Source organism: Salegentibacter mishustinae, from assembly GCF_002900095.1.
GTDB lineage: Bacteria > Bacteroidota > Bacteroidia > Flavobacteriales > Flavobacteriaceae > Salegentibacter > Salegentibacter mishustinae.
On sequence record NZ_LLKN01000002.1, the window covers coordinates 447,726 to 461,889 of the forward strand.

Consider the following 14,164-nt stretch of genomic DNA (forward strand, 5'->3'; position numbering starts at 1 on the left):
TACGAAAACGTTATAGCTTGCGTTAATTTCACAATTTTACGTGATTTTATTTTGAAGTGCGTAATAAGCTCTTTTTGCAGTTTTCTCTTCAGCTTTCTTTTTTGAGGTAGCTCTTGCTTTTGCAACAACCTTATCATCTAACCGCAATTTTACAGCGAAATGTTTTACCTCATCATTTCCGGTGTCTTCGTACACCTCAAACTCAAATTCTTTCTTCTCTTTCTGGCACCACTCAATAAAAAGGCTTTTGTAACTTATTACCCGCCCTTCTAATTGCTCAATATCTACGTAAGGTTCAATTACCCTCTCGTGAATAAAACGTTTACAGTATTTATAACCCCTATCAAGATAGATCGCGCCTATTAAGGCTTCAAATAAATTCCCGTGAATATTAGACCCAAATTGATCTTTTGGAATATTAGTTTGCACGTGATCTATAAGTTTAAGATCCTTGCCCAGTTCATTTAAATGCTTCCGGCTAACAACTTTAGATCGCATTTTGGTAAGATAACCTTCATTACCGCCGGGAACAGCTTTAAAAAGATGGGAAGCGATAACTGCACTTAACATAGCATCGCCTAAGAATTCCAGGCGCTCAAAACTTATAGCATTTCCCTTTTCATCTTTAATATTAAGAGAACGATGGGTAAATGCTTTTTGATAGTGAAGCAGGTTTTTAGGCTTAAAGCCCAGTATTTTGTATAAAACCGAAAAAAAATTCCCGCCTTTACCAGAACGGGAATTTAATATATTTCGAATAACGCCCATATTACATTTGGTTATTCATCATACTTTTTAAATAATACACAGGCATTATGCCCTCCAAATCCAAAAGTGTTACTCATAACAACTTTCACATCACGTTTTTGAGCCTTATTTAAAGTAAGATTCAATTCAGGATCAATATTTTCATCCTTGTGTTCGTGATTAATGGTAGGTGGTACAATACCATGTTGCATAGATAGAATTGCTGAAATCGCTTCTACCGCACCGGCAGCACCAAGTAAGTGCCCGGTCATAGACTTTGTTGAATTGATATTTATGGTCTTGGCGTGTTCACCAAAAACCTTGCTTATCGCTTTCAACTCGGCTACATCACCTAGTGGTGTAGAAGTTCCGTGCGTGTTAATGGCGTCTACATCTTCGGGCTTCATTTCTGCATTCCTAAGACAGTTTTCCATAACCGCAACAACTCCATTTCCTTCAGGGTGAGGTGCTGTCATGTGGTAAGCATCAGAAGATAAACCTCCTCCAAGAACTTCAGCATAAATTTTGGCTCCTCTGGCTTTTGCGTGCTCGTATTCTTCAAGAATAAGTGCTCCACTACCTTCTCCTAACACAAAACCATCTCGCGTAGCATCAAATGGTCTTGAAGCTGTTTGAGGGTTATCGTTTTGTGTCGATAAGGCATGCATGGCATTAAAGCCGCCCATTCCAGCCATAGTTACCGCTGCTTCTGAACCTCCGGAAACAATAATATCACTATGTCCCAGCCTAATATTATTTAGCGCATCTATCATGGCGTTAGCCGCAGATGCACAAGCTGAAACAGTAGTATAATTTGCTCCCATAAACCCGTGACGAATAGAGATATTACCCGGGGCAATATCAGCAATCATCTTAGGGATAAAGAAGGGGTTAAACCTTGGTGTACCATCGCCGTTAGCGAAGTTTAGCACTTCATTCTGAAATGTTTCCAATCCGCCAATTCCGGCCCCCCATATTACACCAACCCGATACTTATCTACGGTATCCAGATTGATGCCGGAATCTTTTATGGCTTCATCTGAAGCTACAATGGCATATTGGGCAAACCTGTCCAGCCTTCTTACTTCCTTGCGGTCAAAGAAGTCCAGCGGGTCAAAATTTTTGAGTTCACAAGCGAATTTGGTTTTGAATTTTTCAGTATCGAAATAGGTAATAGGTGCACCACCACTTTTTCCGGCTACCAAAGCCTCCCAATATTCTTCAATATTGTTACCAATGGGGGTTAGGGCTCCCAGGCCCGTTACTACAACTCGCTTTAACTCCATATGGTCTATACTCTTTTTATTTTTTTGCGTCTTCAATATAAGAAATTGCCTGACCTACTGTGGCAATGTTCTCAGCCTGGTCATCAGGAATCTGGATGTCGAATTCTTTTTCGAATTCCATGATCAATTCCACAGTGTCCAATGAATCAGCACCCAGGTCGTTTGTGAAGCTTGCTTCGTTAACTACCTCGTTCTCGTCAACACCTAACTTGTCAACGATAATCGCTTTTACTCTTGATGCAATGTCTGACATAATACTTTTATTTAAATTTTGATTAGGTGGCAAAAATAAAAAACTTTATTTTAAAACCGATTTTTACTTTAAAAATGTGCTCGTAATTTACATAAATTTCGTTGAAAGGACTTAATTTTACATTCTAATAATTGTTAACAAGCTTATTTTGAGCACTCCAGCACATATTGATCAAAAAAAAATAGTTGTCTTTGCTTCCGGCTCCGGAACCAATGCTGAAAATATCATTAAATTTTTTCAAAAATCACCCAATGCCAGTGTTGTAGCGGTTTTCTCGAACAAAAGGTCGGCAAAAGTGCTAAAAAGAGCTCACGATCTAAATGTTAAAGCCCTTCATTTTGATAAGGATGCACTCTATAATAGTTACGATGTTCTGCATGTTTTAGAGGATATAAATCCAGATTTAATTGTTTTAGCCGGATTTATGTGGATTTTCCCCGAAGACATTCTAAAAAAATTCCCTGGTAAGATTGTAAATATTCATCCTGCGCTACTTCCAAAATACGGCGGCAAAGGAATGTACGGTATGAGAGTGCACGAAACCATTATTCAGAATAAAGAAAAAGAAAGCGGGATCAGCATTCATTTTGTAAATGAAAATTATGATGAAGGCGAAATAATCTTTCAGGCAAAAACAGATGTTTCAGAAGAAGATACGCCAGAAAGTCTCGCAGAAAAAATTCATAAGCTGGAATACAAACATTTCCCAGAAATCATTCAGCAATTGCTTCAAAAGAAATCCCAATAGTGCAAACAGCCCAGGTACACATTTATACCGATGGCGCCGCGAGAGGAAATCCCGGCCCCGGCGGTTACGGCATTGTAATGGAATGGGTAGGCAAATCCTACCGTAAAGAATTCGCAAAAGGTTTTAAACACACTACCAATAACCGGATGGAGTTGCTGGCGGTAATCGATGCGCTAAAAAAATTAAAAAAGCCAGGTGTTTCTGCCATTGTTTTTACCGATTCAAAATATGTAGCCGATGCGGTAAATAAAAAGTGGGTTTTCGGCTGGGAAAAGAAAAATTTTAAAGATCGAAAAAATGCCGATCTCTGGATCGAGTTTTTAAAGGAAATTAGGAAACACGATGTAAGCTTTAGGTGGATAAAGGGACATAACGACCATCCGCAAAACGAACGCTGCGACGCTTTAGCGGTGGCTGCCTCAAAAGAAAAAAGGTTATTGATAGACGAAGGTTTTCAGCAAAGCTAGATCCAACTTTCTATTAAAATAAACTCTTTGAAAGCAACCAAGGGTATTTTTGTAAAATAAATCTTGATTTCGGGAAAAGACTTATAACATTTAAATCTCGATTATCAAGTAATTTTGATTGAGCCCTTGAAAAACAAACTGTATATTTGCAGCACATTTTTTAAACCAAATTATGAGTAAATTACTGATTGTAGGCACTGTAGCCTTTGATGCTATTGAAACCCCATTTGGAAAAACAGATAAAATTCTTGGAGGTGCAGGAACCTATATTGGGCTTTCGGCCTCGCAGTTTAATGTAGATAGCGCAGTGGTATCTGTTGTAGGAGACGATTTTCCTCAGGAATATCTTGACCTACTTACCAAAAACAATATAAATATAGAAGGAATTGAAGTGGTTCCCGGCGGAAAAACCTTCTTTTGGAGTGGCCGTTACCATAACGACCTTAACTCGAGGGATACTTTAGACACGCAGCTAAATGTACTGGCCGATTTTAAGCCGGTAGTACCAATTGAATATAAAGGCGCTGAAATTGTGATGTTGGGGAACCTGCATCCTTTGGTTCAACTTAGCGTTTTAGAGCAACTTGAATCTCCAAAACTTGCCATCCTTGATACCATGAACTTCTGGATGGATAATGCCCTGGAAGATTTAATGAAGGTAATTAATAAAGTAGATGTGATCACTATTAATGATGAAGAGGCCCGCCAACTTTCTGGCGAATACTCTTTAGCAAAAGCTGCAAAAAAGATCGCAACGATGGGGCCAAAATATGTGGTGATTAAAAAAGGTGAACACGGCGCATTACTATTCCACGAAGAGCAGGTATTCTTTGCCCCCGCCCTTCCATTAGAAGAAGTTTTTGACCCAACCGGAGCCGGAGACACTTTTGCAGGTGGTTTTGCAGGATATATTGCAAAAACCGGCGACATAAGCTTTGAGAATATGAAAAACGCCATTATTTATGGTTCTAATCTCGCCTCCTTCTGCGTAGAGAAATTTGGCACCGAGAGGATGGTAGAACTTTCAGGCGAGGAAGTGGATTCGCGCCTCGAGGAGTTTAAGAAATTAACTCAGTTTGAAATAGCATTAACCTAAACCTATGCCCTGAATTTTCAGGGCATTTTTTATATAAAACAGGATTGAAATCCTTTTATTATGAGTGACGCCTTAAAACACGAATGTGGGATTGCCCAAATACGATTGTTAAAACCCCTGGAATACTATAAAGAAAAATATGGTACAGCCTTTTACGGGATTAACAAAATGTATTTAATGATGGAAAAACAGCATAACCGCGGCCAGGATGGCGCCGGTTTTGCTAACATCAAATTAAATACCGCCCCTGGAGATCGCTATATAAGCCGAATTAGATCTAATGCGGCACAACCAATTCAGGATATTTTTGAGCAGATAAACGGAAGAATTAACGACGAAATTAAAGCCAACCCTGAGTATGCTGATAATGTTGATCTTCAAAAAAAGAACCTTCCTTATGTAGGGGAAGTTTATCTTGGGCACGTTCGCTACGGGACTTTTGGAAAGAATAGTATAGAAAGTGTACACCCGTTTCTTAGACAGAATAACTGGATGCATCGTAACCTGATTGTTGCGGGGAATTTTAATATGACCAATGTAAACCAGCTTTTTAATAACCTTGTAGAACTTGGGCAGCATCCAAAAGAAAAAGCCGATACCGTTACGGTAATGGAAAAAATTGGTCATTTCCTGGATTCTGAAGTAGAGAAACTCTATAAAAAATTAAAGAAACAGGGATTCTCTAAAGTTACTGCTTCTCCTTTAATTGCTGAGAAATTAAACGTGGCAAAAATTCTTAGAAAATCTTCTAAAAACTGGGATGGCGGTTATGCTATGGCAGGTATGTTAGGCCACGGAGATTCATTTGTTTTACGTGATCCTGCAGGAATTCGTCCCGCGTATTATTACAAAGACGACGAGGTGGTGGTAGTGGCATCAGAAAGGCCGGTAATTCAAACTGCCTTTAATGTAGACTTTAATGATGTTCACGAATTGCCGCCGGGACACGCTATTATTACCAAAAAAAGCGGAGAGGTAAATATTAAAGAAATCCTTGAGCCTTTAGAGCGAAAAGCCTGTTCTTTTGAGCGTATTTATTTTTCCCGCGGAAGCGATGCCGAGATCTATAAAGAACGTAAAATGCTTGGGCGTTTATTGATGCCTGAAGTACTAAAATCTATAAACCACGACACGATCAATACGGTCTTCTCTTTTATTCCAAATACTGCGGAAACAAGTTTCTACGGGATGGTAGAAGCCGCACAGGATGAATTAAACAAGCAGAAGAACGATGCAATTCTAGCTGAAAAAGATACGTTAACCGATGCGCGACTTCAGGAAATACTTGCGCACAGGTTACGTACCGAAAAAATTGCGATTAAAGACGTAAAGCTTAGAACTTTTATTACTGAAGATAGCAGCCGGGACGACCTTGTGGCCCACGTGTATGACGTGACCTACGGGGTGGTTAAACCAGAAGACAGTCTTGTAATTATAGATGATAGTATTGTTAGGGGAACCACTTTAAAGAAAAGCATCATAAAAATGATGGATAGGTTAAATCCCCGTCAGATTGTAGTAGTTTCTTCGGCACCACAAATTCGCTATCCAGATTGCTACGGTATAGATATGGCTCGCCTGGAAGGTCTTGTTGCTTTTAGAGCAGCCCTGGAGCTTCTAAAGGATAATAATCAGTACGATATTGTAGAAAAGGTTTACGAGAAGTGTAAACTTCAGGTAGATCTTGCCGATGAAGAAGTGAAGAATTTCGTTAAGGAAATCTACGAACCTTTTACCGATGAGCAGATCTCAGATAAAATTTCAGAATTGCTTTGCGACACCGATGTAAAGGCAGATGTAAAAGTGATATACCAAACGGTAGATAATTTGCATAAAGCCTGCCCTAAAAACCTGGGTGACTGGTATTTTACGGGTAACTATCCAACAAATGGTGGTAATCGCGTGGTAAATAGAGCTTTTATTAATTTCTATGAAGGAAACGAAGGAAGAGCCTATTAAGTGCATTTAAACAAATTTTTCTACCTTTCATCTAAAATGATTTTTAGCAGGGCTAAGTTTATATACTTTAGCAGAACCATAAACATAAGTAGGTTAAGTTCATGGTAGATTTGGGGCAAAAAAAGGTGGATCTAACGATCTGCCTTTTTTTATTTTTATCTGAATCTGAAAAATTCTTCAAAGGAAATTACACAGACGAATTGAAAGAAAGCAACTGAGGATCAATCTCATAAAGTATTATCATAAGAAATTTGATTTAGAAGTGAGTATTAAATCAATTATTCTCGATTCTGGAATGAAATAAAAATTATCCTACATTAATTTTTGATTATCAATACTTTAAACAAATAAATATGCCTTTGGTCTAAAATAATTGCGAGCAAGGTTTATTCGTTATACTTTAGAGTCACCATAACATAAGTAGGTTAAGTTCATGGTAGATTTGGGGCAAAGAAAGGTGGATCTTACGATCTGCCTTTTTTTATGACCTTAGAAAAGCGCTAACTTATCTCCATACACCACTCTGCAATTTTTTCCAGTTAAGAAACTCGATAAAAAAGTATTTTTCCTACATTATTTTATGATTTTCAATGCTTTAACAAATAATTATGCCTTTGGTCTAAAAAAGTTGCGAGCAAGGTTTATTCAGTATACTTTAGAATCACCATAACATAAGTAGGTTAAGTTCATGGTAGATTTGGGGCAAAGAAAGGTGGATCAATGATCCGCCTTTTTTTATTTTAAACATTCTGATAAAAAAAAGACCGCTCTATGGCGGTCTTTTAATTTATTTAGAAATAACTAATTATTACTTCTGCTTAGCATATCTGCTTCCTACTTCTTTCCAGTCGATAACATTAAAGAATGCATCAATATAATCTGGACGACGGTTTTGGTAGTTTAGGTAGTATGCGTGCTCCCAAACATCAATTCCTAAAATTGGAGTTCCTCCGCAGCCAATTCCTGGCATTAATGGATTATCCTGATTTGCAGTAGAGCAAATTTCTACCTTTCCACCTTCGTGAACACAAAGCCAAGCCCATCCAGAACCAAACTGTCCTGCGGCTGCTTTAGAAAATTCATCTTTAAAAGCTTCAAAAGAACCAAATGCGTTATCTATCGCTTTCGCAAGATCGCCTTCTGGTTTCCCGCCACCATCTGGAGACATGATTTCCCAAAATAATCTGTGGTTATAAAATCCGCCACCGTTGTTTCTCACAGCAGTATTAGATTTATCAAGATTTTCAAGGATATTCTCTATGGTTTTTCCTTCAAGGTCGGTGCCTTCAATTGCAGCGTTTAATTTCTTAGTATAACCTGCGTGGTGCTTGCCGTGGTGAATTTCCATGGTTTTCGCATCTATATGTGGTTCTAATGCATCAAAAGCATATTTTAACTTTGGTAACTCAAAAGCCATTTGTATATATTTTTTTAGTGATTAGTATTAAATTCACTCAAATTTAGGTATTAAGCTATTTAATAAAAATATTTTAGTGTTATAAAATACTTAAAAGCCTATACAGAACACCAAACAATTTTATTTTACCTTTAAAATTCATAATCTCCTTAAAATATAAGCGTTTTTGACTAACAATTTTACCATTTACAATGCTTCCGCAGGATCGGGAAAAACTTTTACCCTGGTTAAAGAATATTTGCTTCTATTATTTAAAAGCGAAAAAAACGATGCTTATAAAAACATTTTAGCAATTACGTTTACCAATAAGGCGGTAGACGAGATGAAATCCAGGATTATAAGTAGTTTGAGAGGTTTTACTGCTGAAAAAACTTCGGCTAAAAACAATCCGCTTTTTAAAATTATTGCTGAAGAAACCAATTTACCTGAAGCAGCGCTTAAAACTAAAGCCGCAAAGATCCTAAAAAGCATTATCCACAATTACGCAACCTTTGAAGTTTCTACTATTGACGGATTTACCCACAGGGTTCTTAGAACTTTTGCTAAAGACCTGGGATTACCCGTAAATTTTGAGATTGCTCTAAATACGCGGCAAATTCTAATGGAAGCTGTAGATAGGCTTATAAGTAAAGCCGGCACAGATAAAGATCTCACCAAAGTACTTGTTGCCTTTGCCATAAGTAAAACCGATGATGATAAAAGCTGGGATATCGCAAAAGACCTTTTTGAAATCTCTGAATTACTTATTGGCGAAAACCATCAGGAAGCATTAAAGCAACTCAAAGGAAAAACTACTGAAGATTTCCGGAAATTTAAGGAGAAGATAAGTTCAGAAATTAAAAAGACCGAAGCTATAATTGCGGAAACCAGTACCGAATTTTTTGACCTTGTTGAAAGTAATAATATTGAAGAAAAAGACTTTAGCGGCGGATACGTTTATAAACATTTTGTAAAGTTAAGAGATAAAAAGCCTATTGATGGCTTTGAAAAAGCCTGGATGCTAAAGCTGGAAAGCGCTCCACTTTACACAAAGTCGAATAAAAACCAGGCAGTAAAAGATGCGCTCGATAGCATCCAATCTTTAATAGTTAGTCTTTTTGAAATTTCGAAAAGAGCCTATCTAAACCTTGATTTTCTTGAGGCCATTAGAAAAAACCTCACCCAGCTTTCACTTCTTAACGCGATAAACCAGGAAGTGGAACTTATCAAAAAGGAACGCAACCTAATTCTAATTTCAGAATTTAACCCAAAAATTAGCGCCCAGGTTAAAGACCAGCCCGCACCATTTATTTACGAAAGGCTCGGCGAACGCTATCAGAATTATTTTATTGATGAGTTTCAGGACACCTCGCAGATGCAGTGGGAAAACTTAATCCCGCTAATCGATAATAAACTTTCTTCTGAAAATCCAGGAGATCCGGCAAGTGCTATGCTGGTTGGTGACGCCAAACAATCTATTTACAGGTGGCGCGGTGGAAAAGCCGAGCAATTTATAGACCTATGTTTAGAAACCAATCCGTTTAGTATTGAAAAACGAGTAGAAAACCTTCCCAATAATTACCGTAGCGGAAGCCAGATTGTAAACTTCAACAATAGTTTATTCAATTATGCAGCGGGCACTTTACAACATCCCTCCTATTCCAGTTTATTTCAGGAAAGCAAGCAAAATCCGCAGGCTGGTGACTTTGGCTATGTAAATATCGATTTTATTGAAGCTGAAAATGCTACCGAAGAACATGAGATTTATCCTGAGAAAATCCTCGAAATAATTCAAAACCTGGATCGGAAAAACTTCAGGAAGGGAGATATCTGCATTTTAACCCGCAAAAAGAAGGAAGGTGTCACTATCGCAAATTATTTAAGTGAGCATAATATTCCGGTAGTATCTTCAGAAACTTTATTGGTGGCCAATTCACCAGAAGTGAATTTTATCGCTCATTTACTGGAATTTTCAATAAATCCTAAAGACAATAATTTAAAACTTGAACTATTTGATTTCCTGGCCGAGTTTTTACAAATAGAAAACCGCTATCCTATCATTTCAGCAAATTTAAAGAAAGACGGCAGGGCATTTTTTCACTGGTTAAAAGATTATGATATCGATTTCGACCTTGATAAAATAAGACAACTTTCGGTTTATGAAGCCGCAGAATATATTATTCGAAGTTTTTCTTTAGTAGAAACTTCCAATGCTTATGTGCAGTTTTTCCTCGATTTTATCTTTGAAAGCACTCAAAAAGCAACCGCCGGTATAGCCGATTTTATCGATTTATGGAAACAAGAAATAGAAAGTCTAAGCATTGTAGTTCCAAAGGCTGAAGATGCTGTTCAAATAATGACCATTCATAAATCTAAAGGCCTGGAATTTCCGGTGGTGATCTATCCTTATGCTAATTCCGATTCTAAAAGCACGCGTATGGATTCACTTTGGTTACCCATGGAGGCGCCATTAGATGAAATTCCTATGAATTACCTGAGCGCATCAGATAAAATGCTGAATTGGGGCCCAAAAGCTTCAGATATTTATTCGGAGTTGATTCATCAAAAAGAACTCGATACTTTAAATGTACTTTATGTAGCCTGCACCCGAGCTTCGCAACAGTTGTATTTGCTAAGCAAAAAAGAAATAGATGCAAAAGGAAATGAAAAAGCTTATAAGACTTCAGGCTTGCTAATAGGCTTTTTAAAAGAAATTGGAAGATGGGATGCCAATATCAATACTTATGAATTTGGTGAAATTGGAAGCCCGGAAATTTCAGAAGAAAGTCATTCAGAAAATATTATTTCAGAAACATTCTATTCTTCAGCCACGCAAAATAAAGCGGTAAATATCGTGACAAAATCGGGAATGCTATGGGACAGTAAACAGGAAGAAGCCATAGAAAAAGGAGAAATTCTGCACGAATTATTGGCGCAAATAAATTATAAGGCCCAGGTAAAACCTGTGGTTGCTCAAGCTATAAACGATGGGATCATCACTAAAGATTCTGCAGAAAAAATAGAAAAATTGCTTCTTGAAATAACTGATCATCCACAGCTTTCAGCATTTTACACCGAAGAAGCTAAAAATTATAATGAGCGTGACATTTTAACCCCCGAAGGCAAAAGATTAAGGCCAGACCGCATTAATTTTTTAGGAAACACGGTGAATATTATAGATTATAAAACCGGGAAATTTGATACCGCTCACGAAACACAAATTAATACGTATGCCGCGGTTTTAGAAGACGTGGGCTACAGCATAGGAAGCAAAAACCTTGTTTATACAAATAAAGCGCTTAAAGTGCACCTTGTTTAAAAGAAATGTAAGTTTGTAAAAAATAGAATTATGTACGGATCAATAAAACAACATTTAGAAAAAGAGCTGGAACAAATTAAAGACGACGGCCTTTTCAAAAAAGAACGAATAATTACCGGCCCACAGGATGCGGTGATCAAAATTTCTACCGGGCAGGAAGTGATTAACTTTTGTGCCAATAATTATTTAGGATTATCCTCCCACCCAGAAGTTATAAAAGCCGCAAAAGACACTATGGACACCCACGGTTTCGGAATGTCTAGTGTTCGATTTATTTGTGGAACCCAGGATATTCATAAAGAACTGGAGCAAAAAATAGCCGATTTCTACGGAACAGAAGACACCATTCTGTATGCTGCGTGCTTTGATGCGAACGGTGGAATTTTTGAACCCCTTTTAACCAAAGAAGATGCGATAATTTCAGATTCACTAAACCACGCGTCTATTATTGATGGGGTGCGCTTATGTAAAGCAGCAAGATACCGCTACCAAAACGGCGATATGGCCGATTTGGAAAAACAACTTAAAGACGCCAATGAAAAAGGAGCGAGATTTAAGCTTATTGTAACCGATGGTGTTTTCTCTATGGATGGGCTTGTAGCTCCTCTTGATGAAATTTGTGATCTAGCCGATAAATATGACGCACTGGTAATGATAGACGAATGCCACGCTACCGGATTTATTGGAGAAAAAGGAATTGGTACCCTGGAAGAAAAAGGAGTGATGGACAGAGTAGATATCATTACAGGAACTCTGGGTAAAGCACTTGGTGGCGCTATGGGCGGTTACACAACGGCTAAAAAAGAAATTATAGAGTTACTACGACAGCGTTCAAGACCATATTTGTTTTCTAATTCGCTAGCGCCTTCTATTGTAGGGGCTTCGATAAAGGTCTTTGATATGTTAGAGAACGACAACAGTTTACGCGAGAAACTAAAAAGCAATACTCAATATTTTAAACAGGGAATTAAAGATGCCGGTTTTGATATTATAGATGGAGAATCAGCAATAGTTCCGGTAATGTTATATGACGCTAAATTATCTCAAAAAATGGCCGACAGGTTACTGGAAGAAGGAATTTACGTAATTGGATTCTTTTATCCTGTGGTTCCTAAAGAAAAGGCGAGAATTAGAGTACAACTCTCCGCAGCTCATGAGCAGGAACATTTAGATAAAGCTATTGAAGCATTTACAAGGGTTGGCAAAGAATTAGGAGTAATTTAAACCCAGGACGTTAAAATGGTGTTAGCATAAAAAATTCACTAAAAATAAAGCTTTACAGTTCTTAAAATGCTCTCAAAAACGAGACTATTCAAGGGTTTATTAAGAAAACTTTATTATTTTATGCTTTGCCAATAAGCATTAACAGTCTACTTTTGTTAACAATTAACACTTAAAACTAAACTATTGAATATGAAACATCTTAGCAAAATTTTATTCGCTACAATGTTGGTTCTGGGCATTACTTCTATGAATGCACAGGATGCTAACAATCCCTGGTCTATTGGGATTCAAACCAATGCGGTAGATTTCTATCCAACTGGTGAGGATGCTCCATTAGGAGGGACTTTTGATGAGTACTTTAACACTGGAGATCACTGGAATATCCTGCCTTCTGTCTCAAGATTAACAGTAGGTCGTTATATTGGTAGTGGTTTTGTATTTGAACTTGCTGGTTCTTTAAACCAAATTGAAGATTATGGCGATATGGGAGTTCCGCAAATGGCATATTATGCTATAGACGGTTCTTTTAATTACAGCTTAAGAGCTTTACTAAATGACGGGTGGATTGACCCTGTAGTTGGTATTGGTGGTGGTTACACTAGCATTGCTGATAACGGTGACGCTCCTATCTCAGATCTTAATGCAGCAACGCTAAACGGTAAGGTTGGACTAAACTTCTGGTTTAGCGACAATATTGCTTTAACATTAGAATCTAACTATAAGCATGTTTTTGATGTTGATGGTGCAACACACTTTCAACACGCCGGTGGTGTAAAATTCATGTTTGGAGGAACTGACTCTGATGGTGACGGAATCTACGATAAAGATGACGAATGTCCTGAAACTCCTGGTTTACCAGAATTTAACGGATGTCCTGATTCTGACGGTGATGGAATCCAGGACCGTATGGATAACTGTCCAGACGAAGCTGGTTTAGCTGAATTTGACGGATGTCCTGATTCTGATGGTGACGGAGTTCCAGATCCAGAAGATGAATGTCCAGAAGAAGCTGGTTCTGTTGAAATGAATGGATGTCCTGATGCTGACGGCGACGGAGTTGCTGATAACGAAGACGAATGTCCAAACGAAGCAGGTCCTGCTGAGAACGATGGTTGTCCTTACGAAGATATGGATGATGACGGTGTTCTAGACAAGGATGATGATTGTCCTGAAGTAGCTGGAACTGCAGCCAACAATGGTTGTCCAGAGCCAGACGTAGAAGTTATCTCTGAATTGAATGAATATTCTCAAACTGTGTTGTTCGACTTGAACAAAGCTACAATTAGACAAGAATCTGAAGAGGCTTTAAAGTCTATCGCAGAGATTATGAACGAATATCCTAACACTATCTTCCATATTGAAGGTCACACAGATAGTACTGGTAGCGCTGAGTATAACGAGAAACTTTCTCGTGAGCGTGCTGCTTCTGTAGAAGCGTGGTTAGAAGAAAATGGTGTACCAAGCAGCAGATTAACTTCTGAAGGTTATGGTGAAGAAAGACCAATTGCTACTAACAACACTGCAGCTGGAAGACAAGATAACCGTAGAGTAGAAATTTCTTTAGATAAGAATAAAGAAGTAAAAGATTCTGATTCTTCTATGGAGTAATTTAATCTTGTAATTAGTTAGATAATTATTATATAAAAACGCCTCGGTTCCCGGGGCGTTT

At 37.9% G+C, this 14,164-nt stretch carries 11 protein-coding genes; 7 read left to right on the forward strand and 4 right to left on the reverse strand.

Annotated elements, in window-relative coordinates:
* Positions 1-36: 36 nt before the first annotated feature.
* The 3 genes from rnc to APB85_RS04995 are packed head-to-tail and all read right to left on the reverse strand — an operon-like array spanning position 37 to position 2,286.
* A complete protein-coding gene (rnc, locus tag APB85_RS04985) occupies positions 37-768 on the reverse strand; it encodes a ribonuclease III (RefSeq protein ID WP_057480977.1) in 732 nt (243 codons plus the stop codon).
* A gap of 11 nt (positions 769-779) precedes the next feature.
* Entirely contained in the window at positions 780-2,033 is a 1,254-nt protein-coding gene (gene fabF, locus APB85_RS04990; protein WP_057481067.1) for a beta-ketoacyl-ACP synthase II, read from the reverse strand.
* Between the two features lie 16 nt (positions 2,034-2,049).
* Positions 2,050-2,286 (reverse strand): acyl carrier protein, encoded by a 237-nt coding sequence (locus tag APB85_RS04995; RefSeq protein WP_013069791.1) that lies wholly within the window; start codon positions 2,284-2,286, stop codon positions 2,050-2,052.
* 148 nt (positions 2,287-2,434) lie between these two features.
* On the opposite strand from APB85_RS04995, the gene purN reads away from it, so the two are divergent.
* From purN to APB85_RS05015, 4 genes are all read left to right on the forward strand, one after another.
* Positions 2,435-3,034, forward strand: coding sequence for a phosphoribosylglycinamide formyltransferase (gene purN / locus APB85_RS05000; RefSeq protein WP_057480976.1), 600 nt, complete (start codon positions 2,435-2,437; stop codon positions 3,032-3,034).
* A complete protein-coding gene (gene rnhA / locus APB85_RS05005; protein ID WP_057480974.1) occupies positions 3,034-3,501 on the forward strand; it encodes a ribonuclease HI in 468 nt (155 codons plus the stop codon). Before purN ends, rnhA begins: the two co-directional genes overlap by 1 nt.
* 172 nt (positions 3,502-3,673) lie before the next feature.
* Complete coding sequence (locus tag APB85_RS05010; protein ID WP_057480973.1) at positions 3,674-4,597, forward strand: PfkB family carbohydrate kinase; 924 nt, start codon at positions 3,674-3,676, stop codon at positions 4,595-4,597.
* Positions 4,598-4,657: 60 nt separating this feature from the next.
* Entirely contained in the window at positions 4,658-6,556 is a 1,899-nt protein-coding gene (locus APB85_RS05015; protein WP_057480972.1) for an amidophosphoribosyltransferase, read from the forward strand.
* A gap of 808 nt (positions 6,557-7,364) precedes the next feature.
* Here APB85_RS05015 and APB85_RS05020 read toward each other — a convergent pair.
* Entirely contained in the window at positions 7,365-7,973 is a 609-nt protein-coding gene (locus APB85_RS05020; protein ID WP_057480971.1) for a superoxide dismutase, read from the reverse strand.
* A gap of 166 nt (positions 7,974-8,139) precedes the next feature.
* On the opposite strand from APB85_RS05020, the gene APB85_RS05025 reads away from it, so the two are divergent.
* The 3 genes from APB85_RS05025 to APB85_RS05035 all read left to right on the forward strand — a co-directional run bounded on the left by APB85_RS05025 (position 8,140) and on the right by APB85_RS05035 (position 14,103).
* Positions 8,140-11,271: a UvrD-helicase domain-containing protein gene (locus APB85_RS05025; RefSeq protein WP_057480970.1), complete on the forward strand. Its 3,132-nt coding sequence runs from the start codon at positions 8,140-8,142 to the stop codon at positions 11,269-11,271.
* A 30-nt stretch (positions 11,272-11,301) separates the two neighbouring features.
* Positions 11,302-12,495 (forward strand): glycine C-acetyltransferase, encoded by a 1,194-nt coding sequence (gene kbl, locus APB85_RS05030; RefSeq protein WP_057480969.1) that lies wholly within the window; start codon positions 11,302-11,304, stop codon positions 12,493-12,495.
* Between the two features lie 189 nt (positions 12,496-12,684).
* On the forward strand, positions 12,685-14,103 hold the full coding sequence (locus APB85_RS05035; protein ID WP_057480968.1) for an OmpA family protein: 1,419 nt from the start codon (positions 12,685-12,687) through the stop codon (positions 14,101-14,103).
* Positions 14,104-14,164: the final 61 nt, after the last annotated feature.

Bases quoted from the DNA above. Each gene is read 5' to 3' on its own strand.
- rnc (WP_057480977.1), bottom strand. From the start codon at position 768: ATGGGCGTTATTCGAAATATATTAAATTCCCGTTCTGGTAAAGGCGGG.
- fabF (WP_057481067.1), bottom strand. From the start codon at position 2,033: ATGGAGTTAAAGCGAGTTGTAGTAACGGGCCTGGGAGCCCTAACCCCC.
- APB85_RS04995 (WP_013069791.1), bottom strand. From the start codon at position 2,286: ATGTCAGACATTGCATCAAGAGTAAAAGCGATTATCGTTGACAAGTTA.
- APB85_RS05010 (WP_057480973.1), top strand. From the start codon at position 3,674: ATGAGTAAATTACTGATTGTAGGCACTGTAGCCTTTGATGCTATTGAA.
- APB85_RS05015 (WP_057480972.1), top strand. From the start codon at position 4,658: ATGAGTGACGCCTTAAAACACGAATGTGGGATTGCCCAAATACGATTG.
- APB85_RS05020 (WP_057480971.1), bottom strand. From the start codon at position 7,973: ATGGCTTTTGAGTTACCAAAGTTAAAATATGCTTTTGATGCATTAGAA.
- kbl (WP_057480969.1), top strand. From the start codon at position 11,302: ATGTACGGATCAATAAAACAACATTTAGAAAAAGAGCTGGAACAAATT.
- APB85_RS05035 (WP_057480968.1), top strand. From the start codon at position 12,685: ATGAAACATCTTAGCAAAATTTTATTCGCTACAATGTTGGTTCTGGGC.